Source organism: Streptomyces sp. NPDC049585 (assembly GCF_040675615.1).
In the GTDB taxonomy this organism is placed as follows: Bacteria; Actinomycetota; Actinomycetes; order Streptomycetales; family Streptomycetaceae; genus Streptomyces; species Streptomyces luteosporeus.
In genome coordinates this window covers 1-23970 of record NZ_JBFAPE010000038.1, presented here as the reverse complement: position 1 = coordinate 23970, position 23970 = coordinate 1, and the positions used below count along the sequence as shown (strand labels likewise).

At 73.5% G+C, this 23970-nt stretch carries 19 protein-coding genes; 13 read left to right on the top strand and 6 right to left on the bottom strand.

Annotated elements, in window-relative coordinates; all coding sequences use genetic code 11:
* Nucleotides 1-93: 93 nt before the first annotated feature.
* Complete coding sequence (locus tag AB0K17_RS27075; protein WP_365965937.1) at nucleotides 94-1266, bottom strand: acyl-CoA dehydrogenase; 1173 nt, start codon at nucleotides 1264-1266, stop codon at nucleotides 94-96.
* A 185-nt stretch (nucleotides 1267-1451) separates the two neighbouring features.
* Here AB0K17_RS27075 and AB0K17_RS27070 point away from each other — a divergent pair, with 185 nt between their 5' ends.
* On the top strand, nucleotides 1452-2792 hold the full coding sequence (locus AB0K17_RS27070; RefSeq protein ID WP_365965936.1) for a UDP-glucose/GDP-mannose dehydrogenase family protein: 1341 nt from the start codon (nucleotides 1452-1454) through the stop codon (nucleotides 2790-2792).
* 201 nt (nucleotides 2793-2993) lie between these two features.
* On the opposite strand, the gene AB0K17_RS27065 is transcribed toward AB0K17_RS27070, so the two are convergent.
* Genes AB0K17_RS27065 through AB0K17_RS27055 form a run of 3 tightly spaced genes read right to left on the bottom strand, consistent with a single transcriptional unit; the run spans nucleotide 2994 to nucleotide 5855 of the window.
* Nucleotides 2994-4322 (bottom strand): coenzyme F420-0:L-glutamate ligase, encoded by a 1329-nt coding sequence (locus tag AB0K17_RS27065; RefSeq protein WP_365984580.1) that lies wholly within the window; start codon nucleotides 4320-4322, stop codon nucleotides 2994-2996.
* Entirely contained in the window at nucleotides 4319-5290 is a 972-nt protein-coding gene (gene cofD / locus AB0K17_RS27060; RefSeq protein WP_365965934.1) for a 2-phospho-L-lactate transferase, read from the bottom strand. The genes AB0K17_RS27065 and cofD overlap by 4 nt, the downstream gene beginning before the upstream one ends.
* A gap of 46 nt (nucleotides 5291-5336) precedes the next feature.
* A complete protein-coding gene (locus AB0K17_RS27055) occupies nucleotides 5337-5855 on the bottom strand; it encodes a cysteine dioxygenase family protein (protein ID WP_365965933.1) in 519 nt (172 codons plus the stop codon).
* A 699-nt stretch (nucleotides 5856-6554) separates the two neighbouring features.
* Between AB0K17_RS27055 and AB0K17_RS27050 the strand changes: the two genes are divergently transcribed.
* The 3 genes from AB0K17_RS27050 (at nucleotide 6555) to AB0K17_RS27040 (ending at nucleotide 12321) form a co-directional block, all read left to right on the top strand.
* The gene (locus AB0K17_RS27050) at nucleotides 6555-6818 is read left to right on the top strand and encodes a WhiB family transcriptional regulator (RefSeq protein WP_004952403.1); all 264 of its coding nucleotides are present in this window, start codon (nucleotides 6555-6557) and stop codon (nucleotides 6816-6818) included.
* Between the two features lie 317 nt (nucleotides 6819-7135).
* A complete protein-coding gene (locus AB0K17_RS27045) occupies nucleotides 7136-10741 on the top strand; it encodes a glycosyltransferase family 2 protein (RefSeq protein WP_365984579.1) in 3606 nt (1201 codons plus the stop codon).
* Nucleotides 10738-12321, top strand: coding sequence for a DUF5719 family protein (locus AB0K17_RS27040; protein ID WP_365984578.1), 1584 nt, complete (start codon nucleotides 10738-10740; stop codon nucleotides 12319-12321). The genes AB0K17_RS27045 and AB0K17_RS27040 overlap by 4 nt, the downstream gene beginning before the upstream one ends.
* A 23-nt stretch (nucleotides 12322-12344) precedes the next feature.
* Here AB0K17_RS27040 and AB0K17_RS27035 read toward each other — a convergent pair whose 3' ends face one another.
* A complete protein-coding gene (locus tag AB0K17_RS27035) occupies nucleotides 12345-12836 on the bottom strand; it encodes a metallopeptidase family protein (protein WP_365965929.1) in 492 nt (163 codons plus the stop codon).
* A 279-nt stretch (nucleotides 12837-13115) separates the two neighbouring features.
* On the opposite strand from AB0K17_RS27035, the gene AB0K17_RS27030 reads away from it, so the two are divergent.
* The 6 genes from AB0K17_RS27030 to AB0K17_RS27005 all read left to right on the top strand — a co-directional run bounded on the left by AB0K17_RS27030 (nucleotide 13116) and on the right by AB0K17_RS27005 (nucleotide 18961).
* Nucleotides 13116-13562, top strand: coding sequence for a DUF3499 domain-containing protein (locus tag AB0K17_RS27030; protein WP_365965928.1), 447 nt, complete (start codon nucleotides 13116-13118; stop codon nucleotides 13560-13562).
* 98 nt (nucleotides 13563-13660) lie between these two features.
* Nucleotides 13661-15019, top strand: coding sequence for a phosphomannomutase/phosphoglucomutase (locus tag AB0K17_RS27025; RefSeq protein ID WP_365965927.1), 1359 nt, complete (start codon nucleotides 13661-13663; stop codon nucleotides 15017-15019).
* A 120-nt stretch (nucleotides 15020-15139) separates the two neighbouring features.
* Complete coding sequence (locus tag AB0K17_RS27020) at nucleotides 15140-15325, top strand: Trm112 family protein (protein ID WP_344437863.1); 186 nt, start codon at nucleotides 15140-15142, stop codon at nucleotides 15323-15325.
* Nucleotides 15326-15398: 73 nt separating this feature from the next.
* Nucleotides 15399-16553, top strand: a complete 1155-nt coding sequence (locus AB0K17_RS27015) for an SIS domain-containing protein (RefSeq protein ID WP_365965926.1) — start codon at nucleotides 15399-15401, stop codon at nucleotides 16551-16553.
* A gap of 148 nt (nucleotides 16554-16701) precedes the next feature.
* Nucleotides 16702-17910, top strand: coding sequence for a mannose-6-phosphate isomerase, class I (manA, locus tag AB0K17_RS27010; protein ID WP_365984577.1), 1209 nt, complete (start codon nucleotides 16702-16704; stop codon nucleotides 17908-17910).
* A 79-nt stretch (nucleotides 17911-17989) separates the two neighbouring features.
* A complete protein-coding gene (locus AB0K17_RS27005; protein WP_365984576.1) occupies nucleotides 17990-18961 on the top strand; it encodes a cation diffusion facilitator family transporter in 972 nt (323 codons plus the stop codon).
* 229 nt (nucleotides 18962-19190) lie between these two features.
* Here AB0K17_RS27005 and AB0K17_RS27000 read toward each other — a convergent pair whose 3' ends face one another.
* Nucleotides 19191-21143 carry a fructose-specific PTS transporter subunit EIIC gene (locus AB0K17_RS27000; protein WP_365984575.1) on the bottom strand — a complete coding sequence of 651 codons (1953 nt, stop codon included), beginning with the start codon at nucleotides 21141-21143 and terminating at the stop codon, nucleotides 19191-19193.
* Nucleotides 21144-21477: 334 nt separating this feature from the next.
* Here AB0K17_RS27000 and ahcY point away from each other — a divergent pair, with 334 nt between their 5' ends.
* The 3 genes from ahcY to AB0K17_RS26985 all read left to right on the top strand — a co-directional run.
* Nucleotides 21478-22932, top strand: a complete 1455-nt coding sequence (gene ahcY, locus AB0K17_RS26995) for an adenosylhomocysteinase (protein WP_365984574.1) — start codon at nucleotides 21478-21480, stop codon at nucleotides 22930-22932.
* Between the two features lie 102 nt (nucleotides 22933-23034).
* Nucleotides 23035-23664, top strand: a complete 630-nt coding sequence (locus AB0K17_RS26990) for a hypothetical protein (RefSeq protein ID WP_365984573.1) — start codon at nucleotides 23035-23037, stop codon at nucleotides 23662-23664.
* Nucleotides 23665-23789: 125 nt separating this feature from the next.
* A partial coding sequence (locus tag AB0K17_RS26985; protein ID WP_365984572.1) for a hypothetical protein occupies nucleotides 23790-23970 on the top strand: 181 nt, incomplete at its 3' end.

The following is a 23970-nucleotide window of genomic DNA, read 5'->3' as shown; positions in this document are numbered from 1 at the left end:
CCTCCCGTGGTCCTTCCTCACCGACCACCTTCGCCCGCCCCTGGCCCCACCGCCACCGGAAGACGCCCGGCGGTGCTACGCGTACTCCGGGTGCTACGGCAGGTTGCGCGCCATGACGATGCGCTGGACCTGGTTGGTGCCCTCGTAGATCTGCGTGATCTTCGCGTCGCGCATCATGCGCTCGACCGGGTAGTCACGGGTGTAGCCGTAGCCGCCGAGGAGCTGGACCGCGTCCGTGGTGACCTCCATCGCCACGTCCGAGGCGAAGCACTTGGCCGCAGCGCCGAAGAAGGTCAGGTCCTCCTTCGCGCCACCGCCGGAGACACGCTCGGACTTCGCGGCCGCCGCGTACGTCAGCTGGCGCGCGGCCTCCAGCTTCATGGCCATGTCGGCCAGCATGAACTGGACGCCCTGGAAGTCGCCGATCGGCTTGCCGAACTGCTTGCGCTCCTGGACGTAGCCCTTGGCGTAGTCCAGGGCGCCCTGGGCGATGCCGAGCGCCTGGGCGGCGATGGTGATGCGGGTGTGGTCCAGGGTCTTCATCGCCGTGGCGAAGCCCGTGCCCTCCTCACCGATCATGCGGTCGGCGGGGATGCGCACGTTGTCGAGGTAGACCTCGCGGGTCGGCGAGCCCTTGATGCCGAGCTTCTTCTCCGGGGCGCCGAAGGAGACGCCCTCGTCCCCCTTCTCCACCACGAACGCCGAGATGCCCTTCGAGCGCTTCTCGGGGTCGGTGACGGCCATGACCGTGTAGTACTCGGAGACGCCCGCGTTGGTGATCCAGCGCTTGACGCCGTTGAGGACCCAGAAGTCGCCGTCGCGCACCGCGCGCGTCTTCATCCCGGCCGCGTCCGAACCGGCGTCCGGCTCGCTCAGGCAGTACGAGAACATCGCCTCGCCCTTGGCCAGCGGGCCCAGGTACTTCTTCTTCAGCTCCTCCGAGCCGGAGAGCTGCACCGGCAGCGAGCCGAGCTTGTTGACCGCCGGGATCAGGGAGGAGGAGGCGCACACCCGGGCGACCTCCTCGATGACGATCACGGTCGCCAGCGCGTCGGCGCCCGCCCCGCCGTACTCCTCGGGGACGTGCACGGCCTGCAGGTCGGCGGCCACGAGTGCGTCCAGGGCCTCCTTGGGGAAGCGGCCCTCCTCGTCCACCTCGGCGGCGAACGGCGCGATCTTCGCCTCGGCCAGAGAGCGGACGACCTTACGGAGCTCGTCGTGCTCCTCCGACGGCCGGTAGAGGTCGAAATCCTTGTTTCCCGCCAAGGCGTACTCCCCAGAAGAGTTAACTACCGTTTAGTAACAACAAGTCTAGAGCGAGCCCCTCCGCAGCCGATACGTGAGCTTGCCGACAACCCGCCCTGCCCCCCGGTCGCCCCGCGATCCTTCCCGACCGCCCCCCGACTATGCTCGGGCAACGCAATCCGGCCCGTCAGCACATGGAGCACCGCATGGCCCTCAAGATCACCGTGATCGGCACCGGATACCTCGGCGCCACCCACGCCGCGGCCATGGCCGAGCTCGGGTTCGAGGTCCTCGGGCTGGACGTGGTGCCGGAGAAGATCGCCATGCTCTCGCGCGGCGAGGTCCCCATGTACGAGCCCGGCCTCGACGACCTGCTCCGCAAGCACGTCGCCGGCATCGAGGGCGCCACCGGACGCCTGCGCTTCACCACCTCCTGGGAAGAGGTCGGCGAATTCGGCGACGTCCACTTCCTCTGCGTGAACACCCCGCAGAAGCACGGCGAGTACGCCTGCGACATGTCCTACGTCGACAGCGCCGTCGCCTCCCTCGCCCCCCACCTGCGCCGCCCCGCCCTCGTCGTCGGCAAGTCCACCGTCCCCGTCGGCAGCGCCGCCCGCCTCGCCCGCACGCTCACCGAGCTCGCCCCCGCCGGCAACGACGTCGAACTCGCCTGGAACCCCGAATTCCTGCGCGAGGGCTTCGCCGTCCAGGACACCCTGCACCCCGACCGCATCGTCGTCGGCGTGAGCGGCGAACGGGCCGAGAAACTGCTGCGCGAGGTCTACGCCACCCCCGTCGGCGAAGGCACCCCCTTCGTCGTCACCGACTACCCCACCGCCGAGCTGGTCAAGACCGCCGCCAACTCCTTCCTCGCCACCAAGATCTCCTTCATCAACGCCATGGCCGAGGTCTGCGAGGCCGCCGACGGCGACGTCGTCAAGCTCGCCGAGGCCATCGGCCACGACGACCGCATCGGCAAGAAGTTCCTGCGCGCCGGCATCGGCTTCGGCGGCGGCTGCCTCCCCAAGGACATCCGCGCCTTCATGGCCCGCGCCGGCGAACTCGGCGCCGACCAGGCCCTCACCTTCCTCCGCGAAGTCGACTCCATCAACATGCGCCGCCGCGGCCACATGGTCGAACTCGCCCGCGAAACCGTCGGCGGCAGCTTCCTCGGACGACGCGTCGCCGTCCTCGGCGCGACCTTCAAGCCCGACTCGGACGACGTCCGCGACTCGCCCGCCCTCAACGTCGCCGGACAGATCCACCTCCAGGGCGGCCAGGTCACCATCTACGACCCCAAGGGCATGAACAACGCCCGCCAGGTCTTCCCCACCCTCTCCTACGCCCCCACCGCCCTGGAGGCATGCCGGGGAGCGCACGTGGTGCTGCACCTGACCGAATGGGCCGAGTTCCGCGACCTCGACCCGGCGGCCGTCGGCGACGTCGTCGCGGCGCGGCGCGTGCTGGACGGCCGCAACACGTTGGACGCGGCGGCATGGCGCGCGGCGGGCTGGACCTTCCGCGCCATGGGCCGCCCCCAGGCCTGACGGCCTGCCCAGCCCGTTTGCGGGACGCGCCGGTCGCCCAGGCCCGCTTGCAGTGCCCCGTAAGGGGCGCGGGGCGGTGTCGATGTGCGGCTGCCGCCGCGTGGGCGCGACAAGCCACGACGTGCCCGCGGATTGCCCGGAGCCCGGGGTGGCGTGTCGGCTGCGGGCCGTCGCGGGCTGATTGCGCAGTTCCCCGCGCCCCTAGCGGGTGACGACGAACGGGTCCGCCGGGCGGTCCGGGCGGGGCTTCGGCGGTGCCGCCGGGCGGCCGACCGCGACGGCACCCATCGGGTCCCAGTCGTCCGGCAGGTCGAGGACCCGCCGCACCACGTCGCGGCAGAACATCGTCGACGACACCCACGCCGACCCCAGCCGTTCCCCCGCCAGCGCCACGAGGAAGTTCTGCACGGCGGCGCCCGCCGCCACCACGAACATCTCGCGTTCGGCCGTCGCCCGCCGCGCGTCCGGGTAGTCGTGGGAGCCGTCCATGACCAGGCACGGCACGACCAAGTACGGCGCCTTGCGCAGGACGTCGCCCCGGCGTACGCGCCGGGCGACGGACTCCTCCGTGCGCCCGTCCGCCCGCAGGTCCGCGATCCACGCCTCCCGCATGGCGTCGAGCAGCTCGTGCCGTGCGCTCTCGCTCTCCAGGAGTACGAACCGCCACGGCGTGGTGTGGTGCGGGGCCGGTGCGGTGACGGCGGCGGCGACGGCGCGCCGGACGGCGCCGGGGTCGACGGGGTCGTCCGTGAACTCGCGCACGGTGCGCCGCAGGGCGACCGCCTCCCGTACGGCTTCGGAGGTGCCGAGGCGGAACATGTCGTCCTCGGCGGGGCGTACGAGCCACCGGGCGCCGGCACCGGCGCCGTCGTCGGAGGGGCCGACCACGTGGGCCAGCCCGCGCACGACGGCGACCGGCAGGGCGCCGGCCTTGCCCTTGACGAGGTCGCCGGCGGCGGCGAGTTCGTCGACGGTGGCCACCACCGTGGCGACGAGCGGGTTGCCGTGGGCGTCGACGTCGCCGCGCAGGTCGTTGGCGACCTGCACGCCGGCCGCGCCGATGGCGAAGTCGGTCACGCCCTTGCGCCAGGGCCGTCCGGCGGTGTCGGTGACGACGACGCCGACGTCGACGCCGAGTGCGTCGCGCAGGCCGTCGCGGATGCGGCGGGCGGAGGCGTCGGGGTCCTCGGGCAGGAGCAGGACCGTTCCGGCGGTGGTGTTGGAGGCGTCGACGCCGGCGGCGGCCATGACGAGGCCGAGCCGGTTCTCGACGATGCGCAGGGTGCCGCGGCGGGCGACGAGGCGTACGGTCTCGGCGTCGATGGCGGCCTCGCGGTCGTCGGCCGCGACGATGCGCCCCTCCGCCTTGCTGACGATCTTCGAGGTGACGACGAGGACGTCGCCGTCGGCCAGTCCCGGCAGGCCGTCGGCCGTGGCGGCGGTGGCGATGAGCTTGACCAGGTCGTCGCCGGGCCGTACCTCGGGGATGCCGGGCACCGCCCAGACGCGGTAGGAGGGGAGCGCGGTCATCCGCGCACCTCCTCGGCCAGGGCCAGGGCCGCTCGGGCCATGGCGGCCGTCGCCTCGAGGTCCGTCATCATCAGCGGCACGGCGCGGCAGCGGATGCCGGCGGCCTCGACGTCGGGGACGGCCGCGGTGTCGACGGTGTCGACGAGCCAGCCGTCGAGCAGGTCGGGGCCGTAGTGCCGGGCGACGGCGGCCGCGGTGGACTCGACGCCGACGGCGGCGAGCACCTTGTCGGCCATGCCCCGTACGGGCGCGTCGCCGACGATGGGGGAGAGGCCGACGACGGGGGCGTCCGCACCGGCCACCGCTTCGCGGATGCCCGGCACGCCGAGGATGGTGCCGACGCTGACGACGGGGTTGGACGGCGGGAGGACGATGACGTCGGCCGCCGCGATCGCCTCCAGCACGCCGGGCGCGGGCTTGGCCTGCTCGGCGCCGACGGGGACGATGGCGTGGGCGGTCAGGGAGGCCCGCAGCCGTACCCAGTACTCCTGGAAGTGGACGGCCTTGCGGGCGCCGGGCGCGCCGTCCGGGTCGTCGATCATCACGTGGGTCTCGATGCGGTCGTCGCTCATGGGCAGCAGCCGCACGCCCGGCTGCCACCGTGCGCACAGCGCCTCGGTGACCGCGCTGAGCGGGTAGCCGGCGGCGAGCATCTGGGTGCGGACGATGTGGGTGGCGAAGTCGCGGTCACCCAGCCCGAACCATTCGGGGCCGACGCCGTAGGCGGCGAGCTCCTCCTTGACGGCGAAGGACTCGTCGGCGCGGCCCCAGCCCTGTTCCTCGTGGATGCCGCCGCCGAGGGTGTACATCACGGTGTCGAGGTCGGGGCAGACCTTCAGTCCGAAGAGGTGGATGTCGTCACCGGTGTTGCCGATGACGGTGATGTCTGCGTCGGGGGCTGCTGACTTCAGGCCGCGGAGGAAGCGGGCGCCCCCGATCCCGCCGGCCGGAACCACAATGCGCTGCATGGCTGCAGTCTGTCAGCCGCCCGGCCGCCCGCCGCAGCGGCCCGCGTCAGGAGGTGGTGCGGGCGGCGGCGCAGTGCACGGACGGCGCCGCGGCGGCGGCGGTGCCGGCGCCGTGCATGGGCATCTCGGTGAGGCCGGGGAAGTAGACGTGCAGGCTGACCGCGGGGTCCAGGGAGTCGTTGACGACCTCGTGCGCGTACCCCGGCGCGAAGACGCGCTGCGCGCCGGCGGTCAGGGTGCGCCGCGCGCCCTGCGCGGTGTGCTCCGACAGCGCGCCCTGCAGCACGGTGAGCACGCCGGAGGAGGGGCCGTGGTCGTGCAGTCCGCTGCCCTGTCCGGGCACCCAGCTCAGCAGCCACACCTCGTAGCCGGGGCCGGTGTGCAGCCGGTGGTACCAGCGGCTGGCGGCGTCGTAGCGCACGAGCGGCGCCCAGGAGGCGGTGTCGGCGGCGATGCGGCGGGCCAGCCCGGCGAACTCGGCGACGGTGGCGGGGTGGGCGGCGGGCGCGGGCATCAGGTGGGGGAGGGCGAGCGGGTCGCCGGCGATCTGGACGTCGCTGTTCATGGGGAGTGGTTCCTCGGCGGTACGACTGCGCGGGGGCAGAGCGATGGCGGTCGCGGGCGCAAGCGCGCAAACGGGCGTGCGCGCACGCGAAGGGAGGGAAGAACGATCAGCTGGGACCGGGACGGGCGTGCGCGGCACGCGCACGGACGGTCACCTCAACAGCTGCGACAGCTGGAACAGCGACAGCGCGCCTGGACAGCACAGCGGGACCCGTACGCGCGGGTCAGGCTGAGGTTCCCCGGGGCGGTGGCCCGAAGGAGCAGGGTCGCTGGCATGCCCTCAAGGAGACCGGCTCCCCGGCTCCGCTGTCAACCGCGCGTCCGTTTTGGCCCGCTTCTTTCACTCGTCCGGTGAGAAAGAGGGGGCAATGGTTTGGGATCCGGGGTGTACGGACACCCGCGGAGCGACGGACCCGTAAATATCGGGTGCAACGGTCCCCGTGCGGGTCGCGTCCTCTTCCGTGAGGCGGGAAGGAAGAGGCGCTGACGAGGCACTTGTGACGAGTGGGAGAACTGTCCACTTGTGTGGTGTTTTGGCAACTTTCCGCTCGCCCTTGGTTCCGCAGAGTGAATAAGGGGCCCGATAGCAGATCCCGGCTTGACTGGCCCGGATCGGCGCACTTGTAATTTCACTCGTGTCGTTCTGCCGCACCTGATGTGCGGCAGCACACGGGGACGCATTGACAGACGAGGGGCGCACATGACCGAGCTGTTCCAGCAACTGCTGGTCGAGGAGGCGGACGAGGAGCTCGGCTGGCAGGAGCGCGCACTGTGCGCTCAGACCGACCCCGAGTCCTTCTTTCCCGAAAAGGGCGGCTCCACGCGCGAGGCCAAAAAAGTATGCCTGGCCTGTGAAGTCCGTTCCGAGTGCCTTGAATACGCTCTGGCCAACGACGAACGCTTCGGAATCTGGGGCGGTTTGTCGGAACGCGAACGCCGCCGCCTCAAGAAGGCAGCGGTCTGAAGACCGGCGTCATGATCTGACCAGATGTCTTGTACGAGCCAGTCGACGAGGACTGACGCAGCGTCGGTCCACGGGAACGAAGGACCCTCGGCCCCACCCGGCCCCACAGCAGGATTCATACCGCACGGTCCGCCCCTCGCAGCCCGCAAGCGAGGGGCGGATCGCTGTCCGCACGGCCGTCGGGGCGCCCGCCCGTACCACTAAGGTGGGCCCGTCCGAGACGCCGCCCGCCCGGGCGGCGCCCTCCCGTGAGCCGGGACCGCCCGCGGCCCGGTACGTCCACCGCAGTCTCCATCGAACCGGGGCCCGCACCTGCCATGTTCGACCCCACCATCTCCCCGGCCTTCCCCCGGCACGTCGTCACCGCGGTGCTCGTCGCCCACGACGGCGCCCGCTGGCTGCCCGACGCCCTCGCCGGCCTGCTCGGCCAGGAGCGGCCCGTCCAGCACGTCGTCGCCGCCGACACCGGCAGCACCGACGACTCCCGCCGGCTGCTCGCCGACGCCCTGGGCGCCGACCACGTCCTGCACCTCGCCCGCCGCACCGGCTTCGGCGCCGCCGTCGAGGAGGCCGTGCGCAGCGCCCCCGTCCTCGGCGCCGACGACCTGCCCTACCTCAGGCGCTCCAGCGGCTGGGACCCCGTCGGCCGCACCTGGAGCGAGGACGAGTACGGCGGCGGCCCCACCCGCACCGACCGGTCCGACCTCGACCCCGTCCAGTGGCTGTGGCTCCTGCACGACGACTGCGCCCCCGAACCCGGCGCCCTGCACGAACTGCTGCGCGTCGCCGACGCCGAGCTCGCCGCCGGCCACCCCACCGCCGTGATCGGCCCCAAACTGCGCAGCTGGTACGACCGCCGGCAGCTGCTGGAGACCGGCGTCTCCATCGCCCGCAGCGGCCGCCGCTGGACCGGCCTCGAACGCCGCGAGCAGGACCAGGGCCAGCACGACCAGATCCGCACCGTGCTCGCCGTCTCCACCGCCGGCATGCTCGTCCGCCGCGACGTCTGGCAGGAGCTCGGCGGCTTCGACGCCCGCCTGCCCCTCATGCGCGACGACGTCGACCTGTGCTGGCGCGCCCACGCCGCCGGCCACCGGGTCCTTGTCGCCCCCGACGCCGTACTGCGCCACGCCGAGGCCGCCTCCCGCGAGCGCCGCCCCGTCGACTGCGCCGGCCGCAGGCCCACCACCGCCCACCGCGTCGACAAGGCCGGCGCCGTCCACACCCTGCTGGCCAACACCCGCGGCCCCCTGCTGCCCTACGTCATGGTCCGCCTCGTGCTCGGCACCGTGCTGCGCACCCTCGGCTACCTCGTCGGCAAGGCGCCCGGACAGGCCCTCGACGAGCTCGCCGGCTTCGCCCGCGTCCTGCTGCGCCCCGGGCGCATCCGGGCGGCGCGCAGACGCCGCGGCGCGCCCCGGGCGGACCCCGCCGAGCTGCGCCCGCTCTTCCCGCCCCCCGGCGCGACCGTCCGGGCCACCGTCGAGCAGCTCGCCGCCGACTTCGGCCTCGGCACCCAGGACGCCCACGCCGCCGCCGGCCGGCACGGCGGCTCCACCGAGTCCGGGCCCGGCGGCGACGACGCCGACTACCTGGAGATCGAGCAGTTCGCCCGGCTGCGGCGCCTCGCGCGCCGCCCCGCCCCCGTGCTCTTCGCCCTGCTGCTCCTCGTCTCCGCCGTCGCCTGCCGCGGCCTGTTCGGCAGCGGCTCCCTGACCGGCGGCGCCCTGCTGCCCGTACCCGACCGCCTCCTGGGCCCCGACGGCCTGTGGGCCGCCTACGCCGACGGCTGGCACCCCGTCGGCACCGGCAGCACCGAGAGCGCACCGCCCTACCTGGCCGTCCTCGCCGCGCTGGCCTCCGTCCTGTTCGGTTCCACAGGTCTGGCGCTCGGCCTGCTGCTCCTGTGCTCCGTCCCGCTCGCCGGACTCACCGCCTACGTCGCCTCCCGGCCGCTGACCGACTCGCGGCTGCTGCGCGCCTGGGCCGCCACCGTCTACGCCTTCCTGCCCGCCACCACCGGGGCCCTGGCCACCGGCAGGCTCGGCACCGCCGTCCTGGCCGTCCTGCTGCCGCTCATGGCCCGGGCGGCCGTCGCGGCAGGGGGCCTGCGCGCCCCGGAGGCGACCCCGTCGTGGCGCGCGTCCTGGGCGTACGCCCTCCTGCTCACCGTCACCACCGCCTTCACGCCGGTGGTGTGGCCGGTGGCCGTACTGCTGGGCGCCGGCGTGCTGGTGCTGCACTGCGCGCGCGGCGGTGCCGCCCGGCTCGCGGTGCACGGCCCGCGCCTGCTGGTGGTCGCCGCGACCCCCGTCCTGGCCCTCGCCCCCTGGTCCTTCGGGCTGCTCGTCCACCCGAGCCGGTTCCTCGCCGAGGCGGGCGCGTCCTACGGCCACGGATCGGCCTCCGCGCTGCAGCTGCTGGCCGGCAACCCCGGCGGCCCCAGGACCTCCGGCGCCCTGCTGCTGGCCGGCGTCGTCCTGGCCGCACTGGCCGCCCTGCTGCGCCAGGACCGGCAGTTCGCCGTGCGCACCGCGTGGGCCGCGGCTCTGGCCGGCCTGCTGTGCGCGGCCGTCGCCGGCGCCGGCGCCTGGGCCGGGCCCGGCACCCTCCTGTACGGCCTCGGCCTCGTCGCCGCGGCCGTCGTGGGCGCCGAAGGGGCCCGCGAGCGCGTCGCCGCCCGCAGCTTCGGCTGGCGGCAGCCGGTAGCCGGCCTGATCGCGCTGACCGCCGGCGCCGCACCGCTCGTGGCGGCCGTCGTCTGGACGGCCGGCGGCGCCGACGGGCCGCTGCAGCGCCGCGACCCCGTGCAGGTGCCCGCGTTCGTCGCCGAGGAGGCGAGCACCCGCGACCAGGCCCGCACCCTGGTCCTCGGCGGCGGCTCCGGCCGCGTGACGTACGCGCTCGTGCGCGGCGCCGGGCTGCGCATGGGCGACGCCGAGACCGCGGCGGCCGGCCGTGACCGGCAGCTGGACGCCGTCGTCGCCGGCCTGGTCGCCGGCTCCGGCGCCGACCAGGCCGGGCGCCTCGGCGACTACGCCGTCGGCTACGTCCTGGTGCGCGACAGCGCCCCGCGCAGCACCGCCCGCGTCCTGGACGCCACCCCCGGCCTGACCCGCATGGGGCAGGAGAACCGCAGCTCCCTGTGGCGCGTCGACCGGCAGGTCGCCCGCGTCACCGTCGTCACCGGCGCCAAGAAGCCCGACGGCACCCCCGCCACCCCGCCCGCACCGGTCGCCGCCGGTCCCGTCGAGGCCCACACCACCGTGCCGGCCGGCGGCGAGGGACGCGTCCTGCGCGTCGCCGACAAGGCCGCCCCCGGCTGGATCGCCACGCTCGACGGCCGGCTGCTCAAGCCCGTCACCGTCGACGGCTGGGCCCAGGGCTTCGCGCTGCCCGCCACCGGCGGCCGGCTCGACCTGACCTACCGGACCCCGCCGACCCGTTCCGTATGGGTATGGGCGCAGGGCCTGCTCGCCGTCGTCCTCGTGGTGCTCGCGCTGCCGGGCCGCCGCCGCACCGTCGACGACGACCTGCCGGAGGACGGCGCCCCGGCGGCCGCCGTGCCGGCGCAGTCCGCTTCGGGGGAGGGCCGCCGCGCCCGCCGGCTGCGGGCCGCCGCCGAGGGGGCCGGGCCGGCGGTGCCCGAGCAGGCGGGGCCGCCCGCCGCGGAGCCGTACGACGCGTACGCCCCCCATGACGGCGCCTACGACTCCTACGGCGGCTACGGCCACGCGGACGCCGCTCCCGACCCGTACGCGGCGGTGCCGCAGCAGCAGGAGTACGGCCACCAGCAGCAGGGGCAGTACACCGACCCGTACCAGGCCGGTGCGTACGACCCGTACGGGTACGGTCGGCAGCCCTACGACACGACGTACGGCGGGGGCGAGCGAGCCCACCGTGACGGGAGCGAGCAGCAGTGAACCGCACGACCCTTTCCCTGTTCGCCGCCACGGCCGGGCTCGCCGTCATCACCGGCATCGCCGCCCTGAACCCGCCCTCCGACGGCGGGCGCACCGTCACGAAGTCGGTCGGCCGGCTGCCGGTGCAGCGCTCGACGCTGCTGTGCCCGGCGCCGACCTCCTCGGACGTGGGGCAGACGACGTACACCGCCTTCACCCCGCCCGGGAAGGGCACCGCCGGCAGCCCGGCCGAGCTGCTGCCCGCGGCCGGCCCGGCCCGCACGGACGCCGGGAAGAGCGACGGCAAGGACAGCAAGGACAGCAAGGACGCGAAGGCCAAGGAGCCGAAGGGGTCCAAGGAGACGAAGGAGTCGAAGGAGTCGAAGGAGGCCGCCAAGGACGACCCGGGCAAGCCCGTGCTCTCCCTCAAGGAGGCCGGCAAGCCGGTGAGCACCACGACGGAGCGCTCCGACACCCCCGCCCTGCTGGGCACCGCCGACGGCGCCCTCGCCCCCGGCTGGACCGCGCAGCAGACCACCGTCGTCGCCGCCGGCTCCGGCCGCGGACTGCACGGCACCGCCTGCACGCCGCCCGACACCTCCTTCTGGTTCCCGGGCGTGAGCACCGCCAAGGGCCGTCAGGACTATGTGCACCTGACCAACCCCGACGCCTCGGCGGCGGTCGTCGACCTCGAACTGTTCGGGCCGGAGGGCAGGACGGGGGCCGCGTCGGGGGAGGGCGTCACCGTCCCGCCCCACGCCACCGTGCCCGTCCTGCTCTCCACGCTGACCGACACCCCGACCGACCAGCTGACCCTGCACGTGGCCGCGCGGTCGGGCCGGGTCGGGGCGGCGGTGCAGGTCGCCGACGACAAGCTGGGCGGCGACTGGCTGCCGCCGTCCGCCGACGCCGCGCCCGCGGCGGTGCTGCCCGGCGTGCCCGCCGACGCCACCTCGGTGCGCCTCGTCGCCTTCGCGCCCGGCAACGACGACGCCGACCTGAGCGTGCGCCTCGCCGGGCCGAGCGGCTCGATCAGCCCGGCCGGGCACGAGGCGCTGCACGTCAAGGCCGGGATGACGACGGCGGTCGAGCTGGGTGACGTCACGCGTGGCGAGGCCGGCTCGCTGGTGCTGACGGGCGCCAGGGGCAGCGCCCCGATCGTCGCCGCCCTGCGGGTGACGCGCGGCAAGGACGACAAGCAGGAGACGGCCTTCATCCCCGCCACACCGCCCGTCGAGGTACGCGGCACGGTGGCCGACAACCGCCCCGGGGCCGCCACCCTGGCCCTGACCGCACCCGGCCGGGACGCCCAGGTGAAGGTGACGTCCTCGGCAGGCAGCGAGGGCGGCACCGCGGTGTCGAAGACGTACACGGTGAAGGCCGGCACGACCCTCGCCGTCGAGCCGCCGCGGCCCACCGGCGGCAAGGGCGTCTACGCGGTGACCGTCGAGAAGGTCTCCGGCGGCCCGGTGCACGCCTCGCGGATGCTCGCGCTGCCGAAGGACGGCGTCCCGATGTTCACGGTGCAGCCGGTGCGCGACGACCGCTCGACGGTGGCGGTGCCGGAGACCGGGCAGGACCTGTCGGTGCTCACCGGGTGAGCACCGGCGACGGTGGTCGCCGGTCAGTCCTGGCCGTAGCGCGGGTCGACGGACTCCGGGGCGAGCCCGAGGAGTTCGGCGACCTGCTCGACCACGATCTCGTGGACCAGCAGCGCGCGCTCGTCCCGCGTCTTGGTGCGGATCTCCACCGGACGGCGGTAGACGACGATGCGGTCGGGCTCCCCGCCGCGCGCCGGCACGTACCGGCCCAGCGGCACCGAGTCGCCGTCCAGCAGCGCCTCCAGCGGGTCGCCGGCCCCGGCGTCCTCGCCGGTCGGCACCTCGCGCACCAGGAACTCCACGGACGCCAGCTGCGGCCAGCGCCGCTCCAGCCGCTCGGCCGAGTCCTGCACGAGGTCGACGAAGGCCTCCGCCCTGGTCGCCGACAGCGGCACCTGCGGGGGCGCGATGGGGCCGCGCATGCCGCGTCCGTGGCGGTCGCGGTGGCGCGGTCGCGGTCCTGTCGGGCCGGGGGTACCCCCGGCGGCGGCCGGAGGAGGTACGGGGCTGTCCATCACCCCCGAGGGTATCCGCCGGCCGACCGTCCGTATGCAGCAGCCGCCCATCTCCCGTCATGTCGCCCGATGAGCGATCCGGTCATGTCTGCGATCAAATACAGCCAGCCGCGGGATCGGGGCTCGCATCCCGAATGACACTATGTGTACCTAGTGATGACGCTTTCCTTGGGCGATTTCTTTGCCGCCGGACATGTGTTCCCCGCCTCCCGAGGGGATCAACCAGGGCCTTCGCCAAGGGCGTCCACAGGACGAACCGGGACGACACGGAGGAGTGAGGTGGGGGTGAGTCGTCGCGGCCCGTTCAAGAGTGCGGTACCGTCCATCGTCGTGAGCCCTGTACGTCGCTGTTCGCGCACCGCGTGCGGCCGCCCGGCCGTCGCGACGCTGACGTACGTCTACGCCGATTCGACCGCCGTTCTCGGCCCGCTCGCCACCTACGCCGAACCCCACTGCTACGACCTGTGCGCCGAGCACTCCGAGCGGCTGACCGCGCCGCGTGGCTGGGAAGTCGTGCGCCTCGCCGTGGACACCGGGCCCGCCCGCCCCAGCAGCGACGACCTCGAAGCCCTCGCCAACGCCGTGCGCGAGGCCGCCCGGCCGCAGGAGCGCGCGGGAGGTGCGGGCGCCGCTCCGGGCGCCGTTGCACCCGGCGGCCGGGGCCCGGACCCGATGGAGGTCGCCCGCCGCGGCCACCTCAGGGTGCTGCGCTCACCGGACTCCTGACGACCGGTGACGAGCCGGCGCCCACGGCGCACGGTCATGCACGACCGGTGACGGCGGGTAGGTTTGTTGTCCCGAACCGGAAGCAGGAGGGGTTGGCTGTGGCTGATCTGTCGCAGATCGTGAAGGCGTACGACGTGCGCGGCGTCGTTCCCGACCAGTGGGACGAGCCCCTGGCCGAGCTCTTCGGCGCCGCCTTTGCCCAGGTCACCGACGCCCGGGCGATCGTCGTCGGGCATGACATGCGCCCCTCCTCGCCCGGCCTCGCCGCCGCCTTCGCCCGCGGCGCCGCCGCCCGCGGCGTGGACGTCACCTCGATCGGGCTCTGCTCGACCGACCAGCTCTACTTCGCCAGCGGCCAACTCGGCCTGCCCGGCGCCATGTTCACCGCCAGCCACAACCCGGCCCAGTACAACGGCATCAAGATGTGCCGCGCCGGCGCCGCCCCCGTCGGCCAGGACACCGGCCTGACCGAGATCCGCGCGCTGGCCGAGCGCTGGTCCGAGGAGGGCGCCCCCGCACCCGCCGCCACCCCCGGCACCGTCACCACCCGTGACGTCCTCGCCGACTACGCCGCGCACCTGCGCTCCCTCGTCGGCCTGGAGCGCATCCGCCCGCTGAAGGTCGTCGTCGACGCCGGCAACGGCATGGGCGGCCACACCGTGCCCACCGTCTTCGAGGGCCTGCCGCTCGACCTCGTCCCGATGTACTTCGAGCTCGACGGCACCTTCCCCCACCACGAGGCCAACCCCCTCGACCCCAAGAACATCGTCGACCTGCAGGCCAAGGTCCGCGAGACCGGCGCCGACATCGGCCTCGCCTTCGACGGCGACGCCGACCGCTGCTTCGTCGTCGACGAGCGCGGCGAGCCCGTCTCCCCCTCCGCCATCACCGCCCTGGTCGCCGCCCGCGAGCTGGCCAAGCACCCCGGCGGCACGGTCATCCACAACCTGATCACCTCCCGGTCCGTGCCGGAGGTCGTGAAGGAGCACGGCGGCACCCCCGTCCGCACCCGCGTGGGCCACTCCTTCATCAAGCAGGAGATGGCCCGCACCGGCGCCATCTTCGGCGGCGAGCACTCCGCCCACTACTACTTCCGCGACTTCTGGAACGCCGACACCGGCATGCTGGCCGCCCTCCACGTACTGGCCGCCCTCGGCGGCCAGGGCGGCACCCTCTCCGACCTCGTGCACCAGTACGACCGCTACGCCGGCTCCGGCGAGATCAACAGCACCGTCGACGACCAGACCGGGCGCACCGCCGCCGTGCGGGCCGCGTACGAGGGCCGCGAGGGCATCGACATCGACGAGCTCGACGGCCTGACCGTCGCCGCCGCCGACTGGTGGTTCAACCTGCGCCCGTCCAACACCGAGCCGCTGCTGCGCCTGAACGTGGAGGCCCGCGACGCCGAGACGGTCGCCCGCCTGCGCGACGAGGTCCTGGCGATCGTCCGCGCCTGAGACGAGCCGGTTTCGGGAAGGGGCGGGGTGGGGGAAAGAACACCCACCCGCCCCCCAAGGACTACGCTGACCTCACAGAACCGCACACCGCACACCGCTCGCCCCGAAGGGAACCGCCCCATGCCGCTCGAAGCCGGCCTCCTGGAGATCCTCGCCTGCCCGGCGTGCCACGCCCCCCTCCGCGACGAGACCGCCTCCGAGGAGACCCCCGAGCTGGTGTGCGAGGGCCAGGGCTGCGGTCTCGCCTACCCCGTCCGCGACGGCATCCCCGTCCTCCTCGTGGACGAGGCGCGCCGCCCCGCCTGAGTACCGGCCTCGAGTCCCGCCGCCGTCAGGCGCAGGCATCCCACCCCCACGGCCACCGGAGGCTGATCACACGGTGTTCGACGAGTCCCTCCTCGATGACCCCGACGGCCTCTCCCGTGCGGATCTGCACGGCCTCCTGCGCGGCGCCGCCGAATCCGGCGCCCGCGTGCGCACCGCCGTGCGCAACGCCGCCGAGGCCGGCCTCGCGGACCTGCGCCCGGACGGCCGCCCGCGCGCCGTCCTGGTCGCCGGACCCTGCCCGGCCGCCGAGTCCACCGCGGACCTCTTCGGCGCCCTCGCCGGCGACACCTGCCCGGTCACCCTGATCCGCCCCTCCGGCGTCGCCCCGGCCCCCGGCGCGCTGCGCTGGAACCTCCCCGGCTGGACGGGCCCGCTCGACCTGCTGCTCGTCGCCAGCCCCGACGGCACCGAGCCGGGCCTGGCCGTCCTTCTGGAGCAGGCCTACCGCCGCGGCTGCACCGTCGTCAGCGTCTCCCCGGCCGGCTCCCCGCTCGCCGACGCCACCGCCCAGGTCCGCGGCCTGGCGGTGCCGCTGACCACCACCCCGTACGAGACCACCATGGCCGGCGGCTCGGCCGACGAGGCCCCGCCCGTCCTGCCCAGCGGGCCCGGCACCCTGTGGTCGCTGCTCACCCCGCTGCTCGCGCTCGCCGACCGCATCGGCCTGGCGGAGGCCCCGCCCGCCGCTCTCGACGCGCTCGCCGACCGACTCGACAACATCGCCGAGCGCTGTGGGCCGGCCATCGCCACGTACACCAACCCGGCCAAGACGCTCGCCGCCGAGCTCGCCGACACGCTGCCGCTGATCTGGACCGAGGGCGCGCTCGCCGCCGCGGCCGGCCGCCGTTTCGCGACCGTCCTCGCCGCCCTCGCCGGCCGCCCCGCACTGGCCGCCGAGCTGCCCGAGGCGCTGACGGCCCACAGCACCCTGCTGTCCGGCGACTTCGCCGCCGGGGCCGATCCGGAGGACTTCTTCCGCGACCGCGTCGAGGAGCCGGAGGCACTGCACGCCCGCGTCTTCCTGGTCCGGGAGCGCACCCCCGCCGTCACCTCGCCCGCACCCGCCGCCCGCGAGCTCGCCCTGCACCGCGACACGCCCGTCAGCGAGCTGGAGGCCGGGGAGGGCAGCCCGCTGGAGACCGTCGCCGAGCTGCTGGCCATCACCGATTTCGCCGCCGTCTACCTGGCGCTCGCCTCGACGCCGTAGGCCGTCGCAAGCCGTCGCAAGCCGTTGGTGAAGTCGTAGTCGTAGTCGTAGTCGTGGCCGTGGCCGAAGCCGTGGCCGAAGTCGTAGCCCGCCAGTCGCCCGAGAACAGGAAGCCCCCCAGCCCCGAGCCTGGAGCAGGAACCGCCTCATGGACCGCCTCGTCAATACCGTGCGCCCCTACGCCTGGGGCTCGACCACCGCGATCCCCGAGCTGCTCGGCGTCCCGCCCACCGGCGAGCCGCAGGCCGAGCTGTGGCTGGGTGCGCACCCGGGCGCCCCGTCCCACGTCGACCGCGGCGCGGGTCCCGTCGCCCTGAGCGACGTCGTCGCCGCCGACCCGGAGGGCGAGCTCGGCCCGGACACCGTGGGCCGCTTCGGCCCCCGGCTGCCGTTCCTGATGAAGGTGCTGGCAGCAGCCGACCCGCTCTCCCTGCAGGTGCATCCGAACCCCGCGCAGGCCCGGGCCGGGCACGCCGAGGAGGAGGCCCTCGGCATCCCCGTCGACGCCCCGCACCGCAACTACAAGGACGCCCACCACAAGCCCGAGCTCATCTGCGCCCTCACCCCCTTCGAGGGCCTGTGCGGCTTCCGCACCCCGGACGCCACCGCCGAGCTGCTGGCCGCCCTGGAGGTCGACCCCCTCAAGCCGTACGTCGACCTGCTGCACGCCCACCCCGAGGAGGCCGCTCTGCGCGAGGTCCTCACGGCGGTACTGCGCGCCGACCGCGCGGCCATGGCCGACACCGTGCACCAGGCGGCGGCCGCCGCCGAGCGGCTCGCCGGGCACAGCGGCCCGCACCGCGGCGTCTACGCGGCCTACGCCTCTGTCGCCCGGCACTTCCCCGGCGACCCCGGCGTGATCGCCGCCATGCTCCTCAACCACGTCGTCCTGCAGCCAGGCGAGGCCCTCTACCTGGACGCCGGCGTCCCGCACGCCTACATCAAGGGCGTCGGCGTGGAGATCATGGCCAGCTCCGACAACGTCCTGCGCTGCGGCCTGACCCCCAAGCACGTGGACGTGCCCGAGCTGCTGCGCGTGGTCCGGTTCGAGGCCGGCGCGCCCGGCATCCTGCGGCCCGAGGCCGACGCCGACGGGACGGAGGAGTACGTGACGCCCGCCGGGGAGTTCGCCCTGTGCCGCCACGCCCTGGCCCCGGACGCCGCCCCGCGCCCCCTGGCCGGCACCGGCGGCCCGCAGATCCTGCTCTGCACGGCGGGCACAGCCTTCCTGCGCGCCCCGGACGGTGGCGAGCTGACCCTCGTCCGCGGCCAGTCGGCCTACGTACGGGCCAGTGAGCGCGTGGAACTCGGCGGCGACGGAATCGTCTTCCGCGCCGCGGTGGGCCGGGCGGCCTGAGCCGCACGGTACGTCGGACGGATCTCACGGATCTCAGGGATCTCACGGATCTCACCATCGAAAGGTACGAAGCACACCCATGAGCGCATCGGGCGGAACCAGGGCCATCGTGGCTGCGCTGGGCGCGAACCTGGCCATCGCGGTCGCGAAGTTCGTCGCCTTCGCCTTCAGCGGGTCCTCGTCGATGCTCGCCGAGGGCGTGCACTCGGTCGCCGACTCCGGCAACCAGGCACTGCTGCTGGTCGGCGGCCGCAAGGCGCGCCGCAAGGCCAGCGAGGAGCACCCCTTCGGCTACGGGCGCGAGCGCTACATCTACGGCTTCCTCGTCTCCATCGTGCTCTTCACCATCGGCGGCGTCTTCGCGCTGTACGAGGGGTACGAGAAGATCAAGGAACCGCACCCGCTCGAGCACTGGTACTGGCCCGTGGGCGTGCTGCTCTTCGCCGTCGTCGCCGAGGGCTTCTCCTTCCGCACGGCGATCAAGGAGTCGAACGCACTGCGCGGCAAGCAGTCCTGGCGCTCCTTCGTCCGCACCGCCAAGGCCCCCGAGCTGCCCGTGGTCCTCCTGGAGGACTTCGGCGCCCTCGTCGGCCTCGTGCTCGCCCTCGGCGGCGTCTGCCTGACGATCGCCACCGGCGACAGCGTCTGGGACGGCATCGGCACCCTGTGCATCGGAACCCTGCTGGTCCTGATCGCGCTGGTCCTGGCCGCGGAGACGAAGTCCCTGCTGCTGGGCGAGGCCGCAGGCCCCGACCAGGTCGCCCGGATCCGCGCCGCCGCCGTCGACGGCACGACCGTCACCCGCGTCATCCACATGCGCACCCTCCACCTGGGCCCCGAGGAACTCCTGGTCGCCGCCAAGATCGCCGTCCGGGCGGAGGACACGGCAGCCCAGGTGGCCCGGGCCATCGACGCGGCCGAGGCCCGCATCCGCGAGGCCGTACCCATCGCCCGGGTCATCTACCTGGAACCCGACATCTACAGCGAGACCGCGGCAGCGGCAGGCGAGGACCCGGCAGCAACCCCGGGAGGCCCGGGCCACGCCCCGTAGGGGCGCGGGGAACTGCGCGATCGGCCACGACGGACCGCAGTTTCGACGGGCGCCCCCCGGGACCTGCGGGCGCGTCGTGGCTTGTCGCGCAGTTCCCCACGCCCCTACGGGGCGCCGTCGTGGCCGAAGCCGCACCGCCGCGGGCCGTACCGCGCCGGAACGGGGACGGGAGCCGCCGCCCGTACCGCGGCGGCCGGCCGGTCACCGGCCCCCCGCGACCGCCGGGCCGTCAGTGGACCTCGGTCAGGACGCGCAGGATCGCCTCGACGTCCGCAGCCGCCAGCAGCCGCTCGCGGAAGTCGGGGTCCAGCAGGCGCTGTGCGAGTTTCGCCAGGATGCGCAGGTGCTCGTCCGCCGCGTCCCCGTCGGGTACCGCGATCATGAAGACGAGGCGGGCCCGGGTGCCGTCCATCGAGCCCCATTCGATGCCCTGCGGGGAGCGCCCGAAGGCGACGACCGGCGCGGTCACCGCCGAGGTCTTCGCATGCGGGACGGCGATCTCCTCGCCCAGGCCCGTCGTGCCGACCTCCTCGCGGGCCCGCACCGCACGGATCAGCTCCTCGGTGTCGCGCACCGCGCCGCTCGCCGCGAGCAGCCCGGCGAGTTCGCGGATGGCGTCCTCCTTGCTGCCCGCGGCGAGCTCGGGGCGCACGGTGCGTTCGGTGAGATGGCCGGAGAGGACCTCGGGCGGCGCGGATGGACCCCGCCTCGTCACCGGTGCTGTCGCCGGCCGCGCAGGCCCCCGCCCGACCGGGCGCGCCCCGCCCACGCCCAGCAGCATGACGGTGACGATCGCCGTCGCCACCGCGCCGACGCCGATCGCCACGAAGAACATCGCCACTGCGTCGACCGCGCCGAGCAGCGCAACGATCGGGCCGCCGTGCGGCACCCGGTCCGCCACCGACGCCAGCCCCGCCACGGCCCCGGCCACCGCGCCGCCCGCCATGTTGGCCGGGATCACCCGGGCCGGGCGGGCCGCGGCGAAGGGGATCGCGCCCTCGGTGATGCCGAAGAAGCCCATGAACAGCGCGGCGAGCCCCGCCTCCCGCTCCTGCCCGGTGTAGAACCCGCGCCGCAGCAGCGTCGCGAGCCCCTGCCCCAGCGGCGGCACCGGGATCGCGGCCGCGCACATGCCCATGACGTGGGGATTGGTGGAGACCAGCCCGGCGCCGAAGAGGAAGGCCGTCTTGTTGACGGGACCGCCCATGTCGAAGGCGATCATCAGGCCCAGCACGGCGCCGAGCAGGGCGGCGCTCGTCCCGGTCAGCCCGCCCAGCCAGGCGGTCAGGTGCTCGAAGAGCCAGGCGATGGGACGGCCGAGCACATAGACGAAGAACAGTCCGAGGGCGGACGTCGCCACCACCGGGATCACGATGATCGGCATGATGGGACGGACGAACCTCGGCACCCTGATCTTCTTGATCCACAGGACCAGGTAGCCGGCGAGGAAGCCCGTCACGATCGCCCCGATGAAACCGGCCCCCGACTTCGACCCGTACAGGGCGCCGGTGTTGGCGATCCAGCCGCCGACCATGCCGGGCGCCAGGGCCGGGCGGTCGGCGATGGCGTACGCGATGTAGCCGGAGAGCACCGGCACCATCAGGGTGAAACCGATGGCCCCGATGTCGTTGACGTGCTTCCAGAAGGAATCGGCGGGGATCACCAGTCCGCCGTCGGGCCGCGGCTGCCCGCCCAGCGCCAGCGACACCGCGATCAGCAGACCGCCGACGACGACGAACGGGATCATGTACGAGACGCCGTTCATCAGCGCCCGGTAGACCACCGCCCGAGCCCGCCCGCCCCGGCCCGGCGCCTGCTCGGCCCCCCGGACCGCCCCGCCCCCGCCCGCGGGCGCGTACACCGGGGCGTCCAGGACACGCTCGATCAGCTGCTCGGGGTGGTGGATGCCCTCCGCCACCCCGACCGTCAGCACCCGCTTGCCGGCGAACCGGGCGGGGTCCACGTCCTTGTCGGCCGCGATGATGACGCCGTCCGCGCGCCTGACATCGTTGTCCGACAGGACGTTCTCGGCCCCGATCGAGCCCTGCGTCTCCACCTTCATCTCGTGGCCGAGCGCCTCCGCCGCCTGGACCAGCTTCTCGGCCGCCATGTACGTGTGGGCGATGCCCGTCGGACACGCGGTCACGGCGATCAGCCGCAGCCGCCGCCCCGGTGACGTCACGTGGATCTCCTCACCTGGATCTCCTCACTCCGCTCCTCGCTCCCCGCATCCTGCAACACCCGGCCGCATCAAGGGAGGCAGTCGTCGCGCGCGTCCGGAAGCCGCCCCGAAGGGGCTGGGGCCCGGCAGGGGTCCCGGTGTAGATTCGTGCCAGAGCCAGACGTCGCTGCTGATGGCGGTCGGGCGGTCCGTACGCCGGACCGGCCGAGGGAGAGAGGGCCTCCGACGGACTGGGCTGCGGCCGGGTGACAGCACGGGTGTCGTTACCGTGCTGAGCGACCGCATGCACAGCCGTACGTACCCACTCCGCTCGCCCCTCAGGAGGAGCAGCCGTATGACTACGACCACCGGCCAGGACTTCAAGGTCGCCGACCTGTCGCTGGCGGCTTTCGGTCGCAAGGAGATCACCCTCGCCGAGCACGAGATGCCCGGCCTGATGGCGATCCGCAAGGAGTACGCGGCGGCGCAGCCCCTCAGGGGCGCCCGCATCACCGGTTCGCTGCACATGACCGTGCAGACGGCCGTCCTCATCGAGACCCTCGTCGCCCTCGGCGCCCGCGTGCGCTGGGCGTCCTGCAACATCTTCTCCACCCAGGACCACGCGGCCGCCGCCGTCGCCGTCGGCCCGAACGGCACCCCCGAGGACCCGCAGGGCGTGCCCGTCTTCGCCTGGAAGGGCGAGACGCTGGAGGAGTACTGGTGGTGCACCGAGCAGGCGCTGACCTGGCCGGACGCCGCCACCGGCGGCCCCAACATGATCCTCGACGACGGCGGTGACGCCACCCTGCTCGTCCACAAGGGCGTCGAGTTCGAAAAGGGCGGCGCCGTGCCGGACCCGGCCTCCGCCGACAGCGAGGAGTACGCCCAGATCCTCACGCTGCTGCGCCGCACCCTCTCCGAGAACCCGCAGAAGTGGACGCAGCTGGCGTCCGAGATCCGCGGCGTCACCGAGGAGACCACGACGGGTGTCCACCGCCTGTACGAGATGCACCAGGCCGGCACCCTGCTCTTCCCCGCGATCAACGTCAACGACGCGGTCACCAAGTCGAAGTTCGACAACAAGTACGGCTGCCGCCACTCCCTCGTCGACGGCATCAACCGCGCCACCGACGTCCTGATCGGCGGCAAGGTCGCGGTCGTCTGCGGCTACGGCGACGTCGGCAAGGGCTGCGCCGAGTCCCTGCGCGGCCAGGGCGCCCGCGTCGTCGTCACCGAGATCGACCCGATCTGCGCCCTGCAGGCCGCCATGGACGGCTACCAGGTCACGACCCTGGACGAGGTCGTCGAGACCGCCGACATCTTCATCACCACGACCGGCAACAAGGACATCATCATGGCCTCGGACATGGCCAAGATGAAGCACCAGGCCATCGTCGGCAACATCGGCCACTTCGACAACGAGATCGACATGGCCGGCCTCGCCAAGATCCCCGGCATCGTCAAGGACGAGGTCAAGCCCCAGGTCCACACCTGGACCTTCCCCGACGGCAAGACCCTCATCGTCCTGTCCGAGGGCCGCCTACTGAACCTGGGCAACGCCACCGGCCACCCGTCCTTCGTGATGTCCAACTCCTTCGCGGACCAGACCCTGGCCCAGATCGAGCTCTTCACCAAGCCCGAGTCCTACCCGACCGACGTCTACGTCCTGCCCAAGCACCTGGACGAGAAGGTCGCCCGCCTCCACCTCGACGCCCTCGGCGTCAAGCTCACGACGCTCCGCCCGGAGCAGGCGGCGTACATCGGCGTCAAGGTCGAGGGCCCGTACAAGCCGGACCACTACCGCTACTGAGCTCCACAGCAGGAGCAGCAGCCGGTAGACAACGAATGATCCGAAGGCCAGGCCCCCGTCCTCCCGGCGGGGGCCTGCGCCGTTCGCCCCAAGGACCCCCCTATGCCCCGCGGCCGCTACTCCCTGTACGACACCCACGATCACTCCCCCCTCGGTGACGAGCACTTCCAGTGCGCGACCGGCCCCACCGGCTGGCGCTACGTCTCGCAGCTGACCACCCCCTCCGGCGCTCCCGCCGGCGCCGTGGACCTCGCCATCGACGATCTCGGCCGCCCCATCCGCCTGCAGCTCAAGGCCGGGGACTGGCAGGTGCGCGGTGCCGCCCTCGACGGCGTGACCTGGGTCCGCACCGACCCGACCGGCGAACACGCCACCGAGGGCAACGTCCGCGCCCACGCCTTCACCGGCGCGTCCCCCGCCTTCTACGTCGCCGTCGCCCGCCTCCTGCGCCTGGCACCCGGCGACACCCCCGTACGCGTCCGGCTCGTCGGCTTCACACCCCCCGTGCTCGCCCCCCTCACCGTCGACCAGTCGTGGGCCCTGGTCGCCAGGACAGCACACCCCACCGACAACGGGACCCTGGACGTGGACGAGTACCAGGTCAGCGCCCTCGACACGGGGGAGCGGCACACCGTCCACCTCGCCGGCGACGTCGTCCTGTCGGCCCCGGGCGTGGAACTGGAGGAGCTGGAGAACCCGCCGTCGGTCTTCGACACCCGCGAGACCTGGTAGTCTTCTCTTCTCCCCGCAAACCCGTTGACACGGGCCGTGGGGGGAGGTAGATTCGAACGGTTGCGAGGGGAACCTGGTTTGGACCAGGGGCTCCGCAACGGTTAGTATCTGACCAGCTTCGGCCAGTGAACATCGATGAATATCGGTTCATAGCGAAGCACCCCGACTCTTTCGGAAAGAAGAAGCCGACGAATGTCGCGCCGAAAACTTCTGATAAAGTCGGAACCCCGCTCCAACAGGGGGCCGGAAACGAATTCCGAACCGGAAACGGAACGGAAAACGGATCTGGTAAGGTTGGAAACACCG

Coding starts and splice junctions, on each gene's coding strand:
- AB0K17_RS27070 (WP_365965936.1), top strand. CDS start 1,452: ATGGCCCTCAAGATCACCGTGATCGGCACCGGATACCTCGGCGCCACC.
- AB0K17_RS27065 (WP_365984580.1), bottom strand. CDS start 4,322: ATGACCGCGCTCCCCTCCTACCGCGTCTGGGCGGTGCCCGGCATCCCC.
- cofD (WP_365965934.1), bottom strand. CDS start 5,290: ATGCAGCGCATTGTGGTTCCGGCCGGCGGGATCGGGGGCGCCCGCTTC.
- AB0K17_RS27055 (WP_365965933.1), bottom strand. CDS start 5,855: ATGAACAGCGACGTCCAGATCGCCGGCGACCCGCTCGCCCTCCCCCAC.
- AB0K17_RS27050 (WP_004952403.1), top strand. CDS start 6,555: ATGACCGAGCTGTTCCAGCAACTGCTGGTCGAGGAGGCGGACGAGGAG.
- AB0K17_RS27045 (WP_365984579.1), top strand. CDS start 7,136: ATGTTCGACCCCACCATCTCCCCGGCCTTCCCCCGGCACGTCGTCACC.
- AB0K17_RS27035 (WP_365965929.1), bottom strand. CDS start 12,836: ATGGACAGCCCCGTACCTCCTCCGGCCGCCGCCGGGGGTACCCCCGGC.
- AB0K17_RS27020 (WP_344437863.1), top strand. CDS start 15,140: ATGCCGCTCGAAGCCGGCCTCCTGGAGATCCTCGCCTGCCCGGCGTGC.
- manA (WP_365984577.1), top strand. CDS start 16,702: ATGGACCGCCTCGTCAATACCGTGCGCCCCTACGCCTGGGGCTCGACC.
- AB0K17_RS27005 (WP_365984576.1), top strand. CDS start 17,990: ATGAGCGCATCGGGCGGAACCAGGGCCATCGTGGCTGCGCTGGGCGCG.
- ahcY (WP_365984574.1), top strand. CDS start 21,478: ATGACTACGACCACCGGCCAGGACTTCAAGGTCGCCGACCTGTCGCTG.
- AB0K17_RS26990 (WP_365984573.1), top strand. CDS start 23,035: ATGCCCCGCGGCCGCTACTCCCTGTACGACACCCACGATCACTCCCCC.